The organism is Gordonia rhizosphera NBRC 16068 (genome assembly GCF_000298195.1).
GTDB lineage: Bacteria > Actinomycetota > Actinomycetes > Mycobacteriales > Mycobacteriaceae > Gordonia > Gordonia rhizosphera.
The window spans coordinates 17393-29850 of the sequence record NZ_BAHC01000057.1; the positions used below are offsets into that span (position 1 = coordinate 17393).

General features: G+C 67.5%; 14 protein-coding genes. 11 read left to right on the forward strand and 3 right to left on the reverse strand.

From position 1 onward, the window contains the following. The first annotated feature begins 117 nt into the window (after positions 1-117). Together GORHZ_RS06240 and GORHZ_RS06245 are read left to right on the forward strand one after the other, a co-directional pair. Positions 118-1008 carry a siderophore-interacting protein gene (locus GORHZ_RS06240; RefSeq protein ID WP_051998771.1) on the forward strand — a complete coding sequence of 297 codons (891 nt, stop codon included), beginning with the start codon at positions 118-120 and terminating at the stop codon, positions 1006-1008. 79 nt (positions 1009-1087) lie between these two features. Next, positions 1088-2008, forward strand: coding sequence for a tyrosine recombinase XerC (locus GORHZ_RS06245; RefSeq protein WP_006331338.1), 921 nt, complete (start codon positions 1088-1090; stop codon positions 2006-2008). Here the strand turns inward: GORHZ_RS06245 and GORHZ_RS06250 are convergent. Beyond that, positions 1956-2612 (reverse strand): M23 family metallopeptidase, encoded by a 657-nt coding sequence (locus GORHZ_RS06250; RefSeq protein ID WP_006331339.1) that lies wholly within the window; start codon positions 2610-2612, stop codon positions 1956-1958. The two genes, GORHZ_RS06245 and GORHZ_RS06250, sit on opposite strands and share 53 nt — an antisense overlap. Before the next feature lie 224 nt (positions 2613-2836). Between GORHZ_RS06250 and rpsB the strand changes: the two genes are divergently transcribed. The 5 genes from rpsB (at position 2837) to GORHZ_RS06275 (ending at position 7015) form a co-directional block, all read left to right on the forward strand. Further along, complete coding sequence (gene rpsB / locus GORHZ_RS06255; protein ID WP_006331340.1) at positions 2837-3652, forward strand: 30S ribosomal protein S2; 816 nt, start codon at positions 2837-2839, stop codon at positions 3650-3652. 73 nt (positions 3653-3725) lie between these two features. After that, the gene (gene tsf, locus GORHZ_RS06260) at positions 3726-4550 is read left to right on the forward strand and encodes a translation elongation factor Ts (protein WP_006331341.1); all 825 of its coding nucleotides are present in this window, start codon (positions 3726-3728) and stop codon (positions 4548-4550) included. Between the two features lie 135 nt (positions 4551-4685). Then, on the forward strand, positions 4686-5426 hold the full coding sequence (gene pyrH / locus GORHZ_RS06265) for a UMP kinase (RefSeq protein ID WP_006331342.1): 741 nt from the start codon (positions 4686-4688) through the stop codon (positions 5424-5426). Between the two features lie 72 nt (positions 5427-5498). Further along, positions 5499-6056 (forward strand): ribosome recycling factor, encoded by a 558-nt coding sequence (gene frr, locus GORHZ_RS06270; protein ID WP_006331343.1) that lies wholly within the window; start codon positions 5499-5501, stop codon positions 6054-6056. 35 nt (positions 6057-6091) lie between these two features. After that, positions 6092-7015 (forward strand): phosphatidate cytidylyltransferase, encoded by a 924-nt coding sequence (locus tag GORHZ_RS06275; RefSeq protein WP_006331344.1) that lies wholly within the window; start codon positions 6092-6094, stop codon positions 7013-7015. A 36-nt stretch (positions 7016-7051) separates the two neighbouring features. Here the strand turns inward: GORHZ_RS06275 and GORHZ_RS06280 are convergent, their stop codons facing one another. Beyond that, complete coding sequence (locus GORHZ_RS06280; protein ID WP_006331346.1) at positions 7052-7435, reverse strand: LapA family protein; 384 nt, start codon at positions 7433-7435, stop codon at positions 7052-7054. A gap of 30 nt (positions 7436-7465) precedes the next feature. On the opposite strand from GORHZ_RS06280, the gene rlmN reads away from it, so the two are divergent. Then, positions 7466-8572: a dual-specificity RNA methyltransferase RlmN gene (gene rlmN, locus GORHZ_RS06285; protein WP_006331348.1), complete on the forward strand. Its 1107-nt coding sequence runs from the start codon at positions 7466-7468 to the stop codon at positions 8570-8572. 30 nt (positions 8573-8602) lie between these two features. Here the strand turns inward: rlmN and GORHZ_RS06290 are convergent, their stop codons facing one another. Beyond that, a complete protein-coding gene (locus GORHZ_RS06290; protein ID WP_006331349.1) occupies positions 8603-8866 on the reverse strand; it encodes a DUF2631 domain-containing protein in 264 nt (87 codons plus the stop codon). Positions 8867-9017: 151 nt separating this feature from the next. On the opposite strand from GORHZ_RS06290, the gene puuE reads away from it, so the two are divergent. The 3 genes from puuE to GORHZ_RS06305 all read left to right on the forward strand — a co-directional run bounded on the left by puuE (position 9018) and on the right by GORHZ_RS06305 (position 12439). Beyond that, a complete protein-coding gene (gene puuE, locus GORHZ_RS06295; protein ID WP_006331350.1) occupies positions 9018-9977 on the forward strand; it encodes an allantoinase PuuE in 960 nt (319 codons plus the stop codon). Between the two features lie 78 nt (positions 9978-10055). Then, positions 10056-11231 (forward strand): 1-deoxy-D-xylulose-5-phosphate reductoisomerase, encoded by a 1176-nt coding sequence (dxr, locus tag GORHZ_RS06300; RefSeq protein WP_006331351.1) that lies wholly within the window; start codon positions 10056-10058, stop codon positions 11229-11231. Next, complete coding sequence (locus GORHZ_RS06305; protein ID WP_006331352.1) at positions 11228-12439, forward strand: M50 family metallopeptidase; 1212 nt, start codon at positions 11228-11230, stop codon at positions 12437-12439. The genes dxr and GORHZ_RS06305 overlap by 4 nt, the downstream gene beginning before the upstream one ends. The last annotated feature ends 19 nt before the right edge of the window (positions 12440-12458 follow it).

Consider the following 12458-nt stretch of genomic DNA (forward strand, 5'->3'; position numbering starts at 1 on the left):
CGGGTGCTTCGGCGACCTGAACCCTCACTTTAGATCACTCCTCCGCACCGGCGCAGGCCCAGCAACTTAGGTTTACCTAAAAGGTAGGGCGTACGCTGTTCGGCGAGAGGAGGCTTCATGGCCAAAGGTTCATCCACGATGACGGTGCTGCGACGCGAACAGCTGAGCCCGCATTTCATCCGACTCTATCTCGGTGGCGACGGATTCGATGACTTCCTGCCCGACGGCGACCCCGCCGAGTGGGACACCGACATGTACATCAAGCTGCTCTTCGCGCCGGAGGGTGTGACGATCCCGCCTGAGTACGACCGACGGATGCTCAGCACCCTACCGCCCGAGCAGCAGCCCGTGCTCCGGACCTACACCGTCCGCAAGATCGACACCGACAACCGCGAAATATGGGTCGACTTCGTGGTCCACGGGGACGAAGGCATCGCCGGACCGTGGTCGGCGACCGTCGAACCGGGTACCGCCGTGCAATTCTTCGGACCGGGCAGCGGCTATCGGCCCCACCCCGACGCGCCGTGGCACCTGCTCGCCGCCGACGAGGCGGGACTGCCCGCCGTCGCCGCGGCCCTCGAAGCGCTTGCACCCGATGCAGTGGCGAAGGTGGTCATCGAGGTTGCTGGGCCGCAGGACGAACTCCCGCTGTCCGCGCCCGCCGGAACCGAGATCGTCTGGGTACATCGTGGAGGTGCGGCCGGTGAGGTCGGCGACGACCTCACCGGAGACAACGCCCCGCTCATCGCGGCGGTCCGTGCCCTCGAATGGCCTGACGGCGAGCCGCACGTGTTCATCCACGGAGAGGCGCAGGCGGTCATGAAGAACCTCCGTGGCTACATCCGCAAGGAGCGGGGGGTACGGGCCGCGAACGCGTCGATCTCGGGGTACTGGCGTCGCGGACGCACCGAGGAGGGCTTCCGGGAGTGGAAGTCCGAGTTGCGAGCCCAGGAAGAGGCCACGCCGGACCAGGCCACGCAGGCGGAGTCCGCGGGGGCATCGGCCTGACCCCGGCCCGCACGGCACGATCCGGCAACGATCGGCGTGGGCGGTTGTCGATGACGACGATGACGGGTTCGGTGGCGCCATGAGTCCCGAATCGGTGGGCAGCGGTGTGCTCGACGACTTCGCCGCCTTCCTCACCTACGAGAAGGGCCACAGCGAGCACACGGTGCGGGCCTATGCCGGCGATGTGCGCGGCCTCGTGGCGTTCGCGGGCGCCCGCGGGGTGGCGATCGGCGACCTCGACCTCGCCCTGTTGCGGGCCTGGCTGGCCGAACACACCCGCCGGGGTGCGGCCCGCACGAGTGTCGCGCGTCAGGTGTCGTCGGCCAAGACCTTCTGCGCGTGGGCGACCCGAGAGGGTCTGCTCGCCTCCGATCCGTCGACGCGTTTGCAGGCACCACGGGCGCATCGGACGCTGCCCGCGGTACTGGCGCCGGCGCAGGCCGTGGCCGCCGCGGAGCACGCGGCGGCGATGCCGTCGGAGGAGGACGTCGACGACCCGATCGCCCTGCGTGACCGGCTCATCGTCGAACTGCTCTACGCGACCGGGATCCGGGTCGGTGAGCTGTGCGGCCTCGACGTCGACGACCTCGATCCGCAACGCCGTGTGCTGCGGGTGATCGGCAAGGGGGACAAGGAACGGACGGTGCCCTACGGCGAACCCGCGGCCGGGGCCGTCGACCGATGGCTGCGCGAGGGGCGCCCCGAACTCGCCGGGCCGATGTCGGGTGCGGCACTGCTGCTCGGCGTGAAGGGCGGCCGGCTCAATCAGCGCATGGCGCGAACGGTCGTCCATAGAGCCGTGGAGGCTGCCGGTGGCCCCGACATGGGTCCACACGGACTGCGGCACAGCGCAGCCACCCACCTGCTCGAGGGTGGGGCGGATCTGCGCGTCGTACAGGAATTGCTCGGCCATTCCTCGCTGGCGACGACACAGATCTACACCCACGTCAGCGTGGAACGCCTGCGTGCGGTGCACCGTCAGGCCCATCCGCGGGCGTGAGCGGACCGGTGCGAACCGGAGTGGAATCGAGAGGTTTCAGTCGTACCCGCACTCCGCCGACGAGTCCGAGGGGATTGAGATAGGTCGCGTCGTGTCCGCGTCCGCGGCGAGCACCCCAGTGCAGGCACGCCACCGCACGACAACCCGGGTGCCCGGCGACGACGGTGCCGATCAACTCCCCGCGCCGCACCCGTCGGCCCCTCTCCACCGCCGCGCGGACGGGTTCGTAGGTGGTGATGATCCCGTCGGCGTGGCGGATCGACACCACCGGTCGGCCCGCGACCTGCCCGGCGAAGGTGACCGTGCCGTCGCCGGCGGAGCGCACCGTCGCGCCCGGGGCCGCGGACAGGTCGACCCCGCGATGGCCCGGAAGCCAGCGTTTCTCCGGCGGGTCGAACCCGCGCACCGCCGTCGTCGGCGGGTCCAGCGGGAGGGCGAAGCGGGCGGTGCCGGCGCCCGCGACAGCGGGTAGCACCCACAGCAGGGCCAAGACGACCGACAGCTCGATCAGGCCGTAGAGCACGCGGTAGCGGCGAGGTGTCACAGGGATCTGACGCAGCCCGCGCCCGATCGGCTCCCCGGACGTCGGAGCCCGGGCACGCATTTTGGTTATCTGCAGGTGACCGGCGTAAACTCGCTGGCGCATCTCATCGGAATCGATGGGGTGACTTCGCGCGCCCGCGTGGTGGCCGGATCACCGTCGGTGAACACGGCCACCGAACATCGTGGTGGGCGGTCCCGAGAACTCTCGGGTCCACCTCGAGTCGGGCGCCAGGATCGGCACTGAGGTGGTGTCGATGTCAACTGCACACAAAGGATAGAGAACTCATGGCTGTCGTGACCATGAAGCAGCTGCTGGACAGCGGCGCGCACTTCGGGCATCAGACCCGCCGTTGGAACCCGAAGATGAAGCGGTTCATCTTCACCGACCGCAACGGCATCTACATCATCGACCTGCAGCAGACCCTGACCTACATCGACAAGGCGTACGAGTTCGTCAAGGAGACCGTCGCCCACGGTGGCACCGTCCTGTTCGTCGGTACCAAGAAGCAGGCGCAGGAATCCATCGCCGCCGAGGCCACCCGCGTCGGGATGCCGTACGTCAACCAGCGCTGGCTGGGCGGCATGCTCACCAACTTCTCGACCGTCCACAAGCGCCTGCAGCGCCTGAAGGAACTCGAGACCATGGAGCAGACCGGTGGTTTCGAGGGTCGCACCAAGAAGGAAATCCTCATGCTCACGCGTGAGAAGAACAAGCTCGAGCGCACCCTCGGTGGTATCCGGGATATGGCCAAGGTACCTTCCGCCATTTGGGTGGTGGACACCAACAAGGAGCACATTGCTGTCGGTGAGGCACGCAAGCTCAACATTCCGGTCATCGCCATCCTCGACACCAACTGCGATCCCGATCTCGTCGACTACCCGATCCCGGGCAACGACGACGCGATCCGCAGTGCGGCGCTGCTCACCCGGGTGGTTGCCTCCGCGGTCGCAGAGGGCGTCCAGGCTCGTGCGGGCCAGTCGGCCGACGACACCAAGCCCGAGGCAGGCGGCGGCGAACCGCTCGCCGAGTGGGAGCAGGAGTTGCTGACCCAGGCCACCGCGACCGCGGGTGCCGAGGGCGACACCACCCCGGCGTCCTGAGTCGGGACGTCCGAGTCGGGTCACACCCCGATTTGCCAGACATTCGTCAATCTCTGAAGGAGGCTCGCCAACGATGGCGAACTACACCGCTGCCGATGTGAAGCGACTTCGCGAACTCACCGGCTCTGGAATGCTGGACTGCAAGAAGGCCCTGGAGAACAACGACGGCGACTTCGACAAGGCCGTCGAGGAACTGCGCATCAAGGGCGCCAAGGACGTCGGCAAGCGCGCCGAGCGTTCCACCGCCGAAGGCCTGGTCGTGGCCAAGGGTGGCGTGATGATCGAGCTCAACTCCGAGACCGACTTCGTGGCCAAGAACGCCGAGTTCCAGGAACTCGCCGACAAGGTGCTCGACGCGGCGATCGCGGCGAAGACCAGCGACATCGACGAGCTCAAGGCTGCAGCGCTGGGTGACAGCACGGTAGCCGACGCCGTCCAGGCGCTGTCGGCGAAGATCGGGGAGAAGCTCGAACTGCGTCGCGTCGCGGCCTACGACGGCCCGGTCGCGGTCTACCTGCACAAGCGTGCCTCGGATCTCCCGCCCGCCGTCGGCGTCCTGGTGTCCTACACCGGTGAGGGCGACGAGGCCGCGGAGGCCGCTCGCGGTGCCGCGATGCAGGTCGCGGCACTCAAGGCGCGTTACGCCACCCGTGACGAGGTTCCGGCCGACGTCGTGGACAACGAGCGTCGTATCGCCGAGGAGACCGCCAAGGCCGAGGGCAAGCCGGAGAAGGCGCTGCCGAAGATCGTTGAGGGCCGCGTGAACGGCTTCTACAAGGATGTCGTGCTGCTCGACCAGCCGTCGGTGCAGGACTCCAAGAAGACCGTCAAGGCACTGCTCGACGAGGCCGGCGTCACCGTCAACGGTTTCGCCCGCTTCGAGGTCGGCCAGTCCTGACCTGAAACACGCCGAACGACCCCGTGTCACCCCCAGGGTGGCGCGGGGTCGTTTCGCGTTGGACCTAAGATGGGTCCGAATGTTCGTCGCGACCGGTTGATCCACCAGTCCACCAGTCCACCAGTGAGGAAGTTGATGAGCGAAACTCCCGAGGCCGGGGATACGTCACGCCACGGATACCACCGCGTGCTGCTCAAGCTCGGCGGTGAAATGTTCGGTGGTGGCGGAGTGGGGCTCGACCCCGACGTCGTCGGCACGGTCGCCGACCAGATCGCCGAGGTGGTCGCCACGGGTGTGCAGGTCGCGGTCGTCATCGGCGGCGGCAACTTCTTCCGCGGCGCCGAGCTGCAGCAGCGGGGCCTGGACCGGTCGCGGTCGGACTACATGGGGATGCTCGGCACGGTGATGAATTGCCTGGCGTTGCAGGACTTCCTGGAGAAGCGCGGTGTCACCACCCGGGTGCAGACCGCCATCACCATGGGGCAGGTCGCCGAACCCTACCTGCCACTGCGGGCGCAGCGTCACCTCGAGAAGGGGCGGGTGGTCATCTTCGGTGCCGGTATGGGAATGCCGTATTTCTCCACCGACACCACCGCCGCGCAGCGCGCCCTCGAGATCAAGGCCGAGGTGGTTCTGATGGCCAAGGCCGTGGACGGGGTCTACGACGCCGACCCGAGGCTCGACCCGACCGCGACCATGTTCCGCGAGATCACCCACCGCGAGGTCCTCGACAAGGAGCTCAAGGTTGCCGACGCGACCGCGTTCAGCCTGTGTATGGACAACAAGATGCCGATCCTGGTGTTCAATTTGCTGGAAGAGGGAAACATCGCCCGCGCCGTCGCCGGCGAACAGATCGGCACGCTGGTGGCGACCTGAGTTCGACCCGGTCACCGACACCCGCACCGACCCACACCACCCGAAGCCTCACCGAGAAGAAGTAGGACGACGATGATCGACGAAGCGCTCCTGGACGCCGAAGAGAAGATGGAGAAGGCGGTCAATGTCGCCAAGGAGGACATGGGCGCGATCCGTACGGGACGCGCCAACCCGGCCATGTTCAACAAGGTCCACATCGAGTACTACGGTGCCATCACCCCGATCACCCAGGTCGCCAGCATCACCACACCAGAGGCACGCCTCGTGGTGATCAAGCCGTATGAGGCCTCGACGCTGCAGGCGATCGAGAAGGCCATCCGCAACTCCGATCTCGGGGTGAACCCCACCAACGACGGCACCATCATCCGGGTCGCGGTCCCGCAGCTCACCGAGGACCGCCGCAAGGAGCTCGTCAAGCAGGCCAAGAGCAAGGGCGAGGACGCCAAGGTGGCGATCCGCAACGTCCGGCGCAAGGCCGTCGACGAACTCAAGCGCATTCAGAAGGACGGCGAGGCCGGCGAGGACGACGTGGTCCGCGCGGAGAAGGACCTCGACAAGACCACGGCCGGGTACGTCTCTCAGGTCGACGAACTGGTCAAGCACAAAGAGAACGAATTGCTCGAAGTGTGAGCGCGGACTCGTCTGGCGCGGCTATACCGGAACCGATGGCCACCGAATCGTCCGCGAACACCCCGCGCCCCGACGGGCGCGGCGCCCGGACACCCGCCACCAACTCGACACCGGGCAGCAGCGAGCCATCCGGGAAGAAGAAGTCGCGCGCCGGACGCGATCTGCCCGCAGCCATCGGGGTCGGGGTGACACTCGGCGCGACGATCATCGCGATCCTGCTGTTCGCACCGAAGCTGTGGTACGTCCTCGTCGCCGCCGCGTTCGCGATCGCGACCTGGGAGGTCACCAAACGCCTGCGCACCGGGGGCTACCGGGTGGCATTGTGGCCCCTGTTGATCGGCGGACAGGCGATCATCTGGTCCAGCTGGCCCTGGGGATCGACCGGTGTGCTCACCGCGTTCGTCGCAACGGTGCTGGTGCTGATGGTGTGGATGCTGCTGGCGCAGGGCATCAATCACGCGCCCGAGAACTACGTGCGCAACCTCGCGGCCAGTGTCTTCGTGCTCGCCTGGCTCCCGTTGCTCGCCTCCTTCGGCGTGCAGCTGGTCATGCAGGACAACGGTGCGGCCCGGGTCGCGACACTGATGATCGTCGTGGTCTGCTCCGATGTCGGCGGGTACGCGGCCGGTGTCCTGTTCGGCAAGCATCACATGGCGCCGGCGATCAGCCCGAAGAAGTCGTGGGAGGGGATGGCGGGGTCGCTCGTCGTCGGGACCACCGGCGCGATCTGTTCGGTGCTGTTTCTCCTCGACACCCACTGGTGGGTCGGCGCCATCCTGGGGCCGGTGCTCGTCGTCTGCGCCACGCTCGGCGACCTCGTCGAATCCCAGGTCAAACGCGACCTCGGCATCAAGGACATGGGCACGCTGCTCCCCGGTCACGGGGGCATCATGGATCGGCTCGACTCACTGCTGCCGTCGGCCTTCATCGTGTGGGCGGTGCTCACCGCGCTACTGTGAGCGCCCCGACGTTCACAAGCTCCCCAAGAGTTGCAGCTAGCGCTTGGCCTTCTTCAGCGCCCGGTTGAGCTGGAACATCCGCGCCCCACCGATCAGCGCGGTGATCAGTGCACCCGCGATCGCCGCGATCAACAGACTCACGCCGACCGGGAGGTTGACCTCCCAGAAGAGCAGCGTGATCTGCTGGGAACCGAGATTCTGCAGGATGAACACCAGCAGCAGGATCGTGATGATGGCCCCGACCACCAGACCGATGAACATGGCCCGAGTGCGGGTGTGCTCGACATCCTTGGCCTTCGTCCGCACACTGTTGCGCTCAGCCAGCAACGCCTGGTTCTCCCGATCGAGGCCATCGTAGTCGGCGGGATCGACCGGCAGCTGCCCGGCCGGCGGCTCCTGCTGCGGATCGGGTGTGCTCATATACCCATCATGACATGCGACAATGGCGGCATGTCGTCATTGCCGCTCGTGTTCGACGCGCCTCGGCGCGGTCGCCCACCGACCCATTTCGCCGACCTCGATGCCGACGCCCGGGTGGCCGCACTCGCCGAGATCGGGCTGCCGAGATTCCGGGTGAACCAGCTCGCGCGCCAGTACTTCGGTCGTCTGAACGGCGACGTCGCGGAGATGACCGACCTGCCGGCGTCGGCCCGTGACGCGGTGGGCGAGCGACTGTTCCCCGCGCTGCTCACGCCAGTGCGGCAGATCTCCTGCGATTCGGGGGATACCCGCAAGACGTTGTGGCGGCTCCACGACGGCACGCTTCTGGAGAGCGTGCTGATGCGCTACTCCGACCGCAATACGCTGTGCATCTCCAGTCAGGCGGGCTGCGGGATGGCCTGTCCGTTCTGCGCGACCGGTCAGGGTGGGCTCGACCGCAACCTGTCGACCGCGGAGATCGTCGACCAGGTGCGGGCGGCCGCACGCACCTTGCGCGACGGTGAGTTGGGCGAACCCGGGCGGCTGTCGAATGTGGTGTTCATGGGGATGGGTGAGCCGTTGGCCAACTACAAGCGGGTGGTCAGCGCGGTCCGTCAGATCACCGCTCCGGTGCCCGATGGGCTCGGCATCTCGGCGCGTTCGGTGACCGTGTCGACCGTGGGTCTGGCCCCGTCGATCCGTCGCCTGGCCGACGAAGGGCTCTCGGTCACCCTCGCGGTGTCGCTGCACACCCCCGACGACGAACTCCGCGACACGCTGGTGCCGGTGAACAACCGGTGGTCGGTGTCGGAAGTCCTCGAGGCGGCGCGCTACTACGCCGACACCACCGGCCGCCGCGTGTCCATCGAATACGCGCTGATCCGGGACGTCAACGACCAGCCGTGGCGGGCGGATCTGTTGGGGCGCAAGCTCCACCAGGCGCTCGGTCCGCTGGTGCACGTCAATCTGATCCCGCTCAACCCGACCCCCGGATCGGAATGGGACGCCAGTCCCAAACCGGTGGAACGGGAGTTCGTGCGGCGCGTGCGCGAACAGGGCGTGTCCTGCACTGTCCGTGACACCCGCGGACAGGAGATCGCGGCCGCCTGCGGTCAGCTCGCGGCCGAGGAGCGGTGACACCCGGTCGATGCCGGGGCGTTAGGGTGGCTAGCTCTGCCAACGCCCGCGATGGCCGACGGTGGCGCGGATGATGAAACCCGCAAGCATGGCTGCTATCACGACCAGCCAGACGTCCTCGACGTGACCGGTGTGGTTACCGATCGTCATCGCCAACAGGGCGAACACGCAGAACCAGCCGGCGATCATGAAGGACTTGCGAGCCTGCCCGTGCCAGCCGAAACGTGCCGAAGGAGCCTCGGCGGGTTCATGCTTCCAACCGGTGTCGACGGGCTCAACCTCGGTGCTTGCCACGGCGGCTCCTCACTGCACGGTCAGATCTGACGGACACGGCGTCAGAAGTCTGACAATCGGTAGTAGTTCATCGAACAGCATAGCGGTAGGCGCCGGGCGGGTGTGCGGTGCCACCACGCACCGAGACGGGGCAAATGACAGAATGCCTGCCATGTCCGAGATCGCGCACAAGAGCCTGGCCGACTACCGATCCGAGAACTACCCGCGCGACATGGTCGGCTACGGTGCGACACCCCCGGACCCGAAATGGCCGGGCGGTGCGAAGATCGCCGTGCAGTTCGTTCTCAATTACGAAGAGGGTTCGGAGAACAACGTTCTCGAGAACGACCGCGGCAGCGAGACCTTCCTCTCGGAGATGATCGGCGCCCAGGCCTTTCCGAACCGACACATGAGCATGGAGTCGCTCTACGAGTACGGATCGCGGGCCGGGGTCTGGCGGATCCTGCGCACCTTCTCCCGGCGTGACCTCCCGCTCACCATCTTCGCCGTCGCACAGGCGATGGCACGCAACCCCGAGGCCGCCGCAGCGTTCGTCGAGCGTGGCGACGAGATCGCCTGCCACGGCTACCGGTGGCTGAATTACCAGCTGGTCGACGAGGCGGTCGAACGCGAGCACATGCAGGCGGGTATCGACCTGCTGACCGAGATCACCGGCAGCCGGCCGCTCGGGTGGTACACCGGTCGCGACTCACCGAACACGCGGCGCCTCGTCGTCGAACAGGGCGGGTTCGTCTACGACTCCGACAGCTACGCCGACGATCTGCCGTACTGGGTGAAGGTGTCCCGCGGTGAGGAACGCGTCGATCACCTCGTCGTCCCGTACACGCTGGACACCAACGACATGCGGTTCGCCTCGCCGGGAGGGTTCCCCAGCGGCGAACAGTTCTTCGCTCACCTGCGCGACTCCTTCGACGTCCTCTACGCCGAGGGCGCGGCCAGTGCGCCCAAGATGCTGTCGGTCGGGCTGCACTGCCGTCTGGTCGGCCGACCCGCGCGGCTGGCCGCGTTGGAACGGTTCCTCGACCACATCCAGTCCCACGACGGGGTGTGGATCACCCGACGTATCGATATCGCCGAACACTGGCGCACGGTGCATCCTGCGACGCCGTAGTCGGTCTGTCGTCGACATTGGGTGCCGACCTGTCGCGCGGATTTGGGGCTCACTCGTCGTTGACGGGACAATGATGCGGTGACGACGCGCGTACTCATCCTCGGCTCGACCGGGTCCATCGGTGTCCAGGCACTCGAGGTCGTCGCCGAACACCCCGAGTTGTTCTCGGTGGTGGGCCTCGGCGCCGGCGGTGGGCAACTCGATCTTCTGCGGGATCAGGCCAAGGCCTTCCGGATCCCGCCCGATGCTCTCGCGGTCGCCGACGCCGACGCCGCCCGGCGACTCTCCGACGACCTCGGGGGCCCGGTCCTCGGCGGACCGGATGCGATGTGCGATCTGATCGATGCCGTGCCCGCCGACGTGGTGCTCAACGCGGTGGTCGGGTCGATCGGGCTGCGGCCGAGCCTCGCGGCGCTGCGGTCCGGCGCGCGTCTGGCGCTCGCGAACAAGGAGTCGCTGGTCGCCGGGGGATCGCTGGTCCTCGACGCCGCCGCACCCGGCCAGATCGTGCCCGTCGACTCCGAACACTCCGCGATCGCTCAGTGTCTGCGCGCGGGCACCGACGACGAGGTCGACCGTCTGATCCTGACCGCGTCGGGCGGTCCGTTCCGCGGGTGGACCCGCGAGGCCCTCGACGACGTGACACCCGAACAGGCGGGTCGCCATCCCACCTGGTCGATGGGACCGCTGATCACCCTCAACTCGGCCACGCTGGTGAACAAGGCCCTCGAGGTCATCGAGGCGCACCTGCTGTTCGGCATCGACTACGACCGCATCGACGTCACCGTGCACCCGCAGTCGATCGTGCATTCGATGGTGACCTTCGTCGACGGCGCCACCATCGCCAAGGCCTCGCCGCCGTCGATGAAGCTCCCGATCGCGCTGGCGCTCGGCTGGCCCGACCGGGTGCCGGGCTCGTCGCTCGCCTGTGATTTCTCGACCGCCTCGGCATGGACCTTCGAACCCGTCGACAACGCGGTCTTCCCTGCCATCGACCTGGCGCGTGAGGCCGGCCGCGGCGGCGGATCGCTGACCGCGGTCTACAACGCGGCCAACGAGGCGGCCGCCGCGGGCTTCTTCGCCGGTGCCATCCGGTTCCCCCGCATCGTCGAGATCATCCGCGAGGTGCTCGCCGGAGCCGATCAGTGGCGTGCCCGGCCAGGTACTGTGGAAGAGGTTCTGGCCGCCGACGCGTGGGCGCGGGACCGCGCGGCGAGTCTGGTCGCGGCATACGCGGATGGAGTGAGTCAGTGAGTTTTGCGCTGGGGGTGGCGCTTTTCGCCGCGGCGCTGTTGTTGTCGGTGGCCTGGCACGAATTGGGTCACATGTGGGCGGCGCAGGCAACCGGGATGAAGGTGCGCCGCTACTTCGTCGGATTCGGTCCGACGGCGTGGTCGACGCGTCGCGGTGAGACCGAATACGGTCTCAAGTGGCTGCCGCTGGGCGGATTCTGCGACATCGCGGGTATGACCCCGCACGAGGAGCTGACCGCCGCCGAACGCGAACGCGCGATGTACCGGCAGTCCGCCTGGAAGCGTCTCGTCGTGCTGTTCGCCGGGCCCGCGCAGAACTTCATCCTCGGGTTCCTCCTCGTCATCGTCCTCGCCGTCGGCTGGGGTCTGCCCAACCTCAACGGTGAGGCGAAGGTCTATGTCGACCGCCTCACCTGTGTGGCCCCGACGACCGACGCCCAGGGCACGCCCGTGGACTGCACCGGTGTCGGACCCGCCGAGCAGGCCGGGCTCGAGCCCGGCGACCAGGTCGTCGCGATCAACGGTCACGAGGTGAAAAACGCCGAGGACCTGGTGCTGACCACCTGGGAGATCCAGGGCACCGCCGACGTCGAGGTCCTCCGCGACGGCGCGACGATGCATTTCGCGGTCCCGGTGACCCAGGTGCAGCGCATGAAGAAGGAGTCCGACGGCTCGCTCGTCCCGGTCACCGTCAGCGCCATCGGCATCGGACTCTCGCAGGACGGCATCACCCACTACAACGTGGTCACCGCGATCCCGGCGTCGATCGGGTTCACCGGTGACCTGCTCGGCGCGACCTGGGATGCGCTGCTCTCGTTGCCGTCGAAGGTCGGTGCGTTGTGGACCGCGGTCACGGGAGGTGAACGCAGCGCGGACACCCCGGTCAGCGTGTACGGCGCATCGGTGATCGGCGGGCAGGCCGCCGAACGCGGCGCCTGGAGCATGTTCATCGGCCTGCTGATCAGCGTGAACCTCTTCCTCGGGTTCTTCAATCTGATCCCGCTGCTCCCGCTCGACGGCGGCCACATGGCCATCGTCTTCTACGAGAAGATCCGCAACGCGGTGCGTCGCCGGTTCGGGCGCACGGCCGCCGGCCCGGTCGACTACCTCAAGCTCATGCCCATCACCTACGCGGTGGTGGTGGTGCTCGGCGGCTTCATGGTGCTCACGCTGACCGCCGACATCGTCAATCCCATCCAGATCTTCTGACCGTCAACCACCAGGCATT